We start from the raw sequence: 1,561 nt of genomic DNA, 5'->3' as shown, positions 1-1,561 counted from the left end.
ACCCTTCAAGGGTCCGGGACGCTGGCGTTGCCCACCGCGAGGGGAAACGGAAATGCGTTCGACTCGCTGTCGTCAGGGACGGGTTCAAACCTCCCCCCCGCCGCCCGCCAGCGGCCCCGCAGTCGGGCGCCGTCGAGGCGCACCACGGCCGGGTCGGTCGCTTCCCACGTCGCGCTGCCGCCGTCCAGCCGCGCGACGGTGCCGCGGCCGCCGCTGACCGGGCCTTCGTGGTCCAGATAGAAGGCCCGGTGCGGGGCGATCGGCTCGGCCTCGACCGCGGATCCAGACCGCGGGTCGGCCCGCAGCCGCCAGGTGCGACAGCGGGTCTCCCCGGTCAGCCGCGGGTCCTCGATCAGCAGGTCGAAGTGCGGATTGGGAAACCCGGGCGTCGGCCAGTCATGCGCCAGCAGGGCGAACCGGAGCGCCGGGCCGCTCACGCGATCTCGACCCAGCTCTGCTGATCCTCGTCCCAGCGGATCACCTCGCCGCTGACGAAGTCGTACACCCAGCCGGACAGGGTCAGCGTGCCGGCGGCGAGCGCCTCCTTCACGCAGTCGTGGGCCCGGAGGTGCTCCAGTTGGAGCAGGACGTTCGCCTTGATGGCGGCGTCGACCTTCTCCTCCTGGGAGGCGTCGGGCAGTTCGGCGTTCACCCGCTCGCGGACGGCGGCGCTGTGGCTCACCCAGTCGGCGACCAGCGGCAGCGATTCCAGGCTCTCCGGGGCCATCAGCCCGCCCATCGCCCCGCATTTGGCGTGGCCGCAGACGATGATCTCCGGCACCTTCAGCGCCCGGACGGCGTACTCCAGCGTCCCGACCTCCCCGCCGGTGCCGTGCTCCCCGCCGCCGCCGGGGCGGCCGGGCGGGGGCACGATGTTGCCGGCGTTCTCCACCACGAACAGGTCGCCGGGCTCGGAGTTGGTCAGCAGCGTGGGGTTCACGCGGCTGTCCGAGCAGCAGATAAACAGCGCGTTGGGGCTCTGCCCCCCGGCCAGCGACTGGAACCGATCGCTGCGTTTGGGGTACTCGGCGGAGCGGAAGTGACGAACGCCGTCGACGAGGCGGGACATCGCGAAAGAGGTGCTAGGGGAGCGCGGAAGTCGATCGTGACGCCCGGCAGTATAACGCGACCCGCCCCGCCGCCGCCCGCCTCCCGGCCCGCCCCGTACGATTCGCCCGTGTCGTTCCTCGACCTCGACCGCAACGCGACCACGCCGCCGGAGCCGGCGGTGGTGGAGTGCGTGGCGAAGCACCTCCGCGAGACGACCGGCAACCCCGGCAGTCGGCACGCGGCCGGGCGGCGGGCCCGGCGGGTTCTGGAGGACGCCCGCGAATCGCTCGCCGACTCGCTGGGGGCGGCGCCGGACGAGGTCGTGTTCACCAGCGGCGGCACCGAAGCCGCCAACCTCGCCCTCGCCGGCCTGATCCGCGGACCCCGCCTCGGCGACGAAGCGCCCGGCAGCGGGCCGACCACGGTCCTCCTCACCCCCGGCGAGCACCCCGCCGTCGCCGCCCCCCTCGCCGCCGGCGCCGCCGCCGGCCGCTGGCGCCTGCGGCCGTGG

General features: G+C 74.1%; 3 protein-coding genes. 1 reads left to right on the top strand and 2 read right to left on the bottom strand.

Going from position 1 to position 1,561, the window contains the following annotated elements; genetic code table 11:
- Positions 1 to 5: 5 nt before the first annotated feature.
- Both ACG2DA_RS22725 and ACG2DA_RS22720 read right to left on the bottom strand, forming a co-directional pair.
- Complete coding sequence (locus tag ACG2DA_RS22725) at positions 6 to 437, bottom strand: hypothetical protein (RefSeq protein ID WP_395258971.1); 432 nt, start codon at positions 435 to 437, stop codon at positions 6 to 8.
- The gene (locus ACG2DA_RS22720; RefSeq protein ID WP_395258969.1) at positions 434 to 1,069 is read right to left on the bottom strand and encodes a carbonic anhydrase; all 636 of its coding nucleotides are present in this window, start codon (positions 1,067 to 1,069) and stop codon (positions 434 to 436) included. Before ACG2DA_RS22720 ends, ACG2DA_RS22725 begins: the two co-directional genes overlap by 4 nt.
- Positions 1,070 to 1,177: 108 nt before the next feature.
- Here ACG2DA_RS22720 and ACG2DA_RS22715 point away from each other — a divergent pair.
- On the top strand, positions 1,178 to 1,561 hold a 384-nt coding region (locus ACG2DA_RS22715; RefSeq protein WP_395258967.1), incomplete at its 3' end, for an aminotransferase class V-fold PLP-dependent enzyme.

Source organism: Alienimonas sp. DA493 (genome assembly GCF_043951915.1).
GTDB lineage: Bacteria > Planctomycetota > Planctomycetia > Planctomycetales > Planctomycetaceae > Alienimonas.
The sequence above is the reverse complement of the archived record's forward strand: the minus strand, read 5'-3'. Positions and strand labels throughout refer to the sequence as shown.

Bases quoted from the DNA above. Each gene is read 5' to 3' on its own strand.
- ACG2DA_RS22720 (WP_395258969.1), bottom strand. From the start codon at position 1,069: ATGTCCCGCCTCGTCGACGGCGTTCGTCACTTCCGCTCCGCCGAGTAC.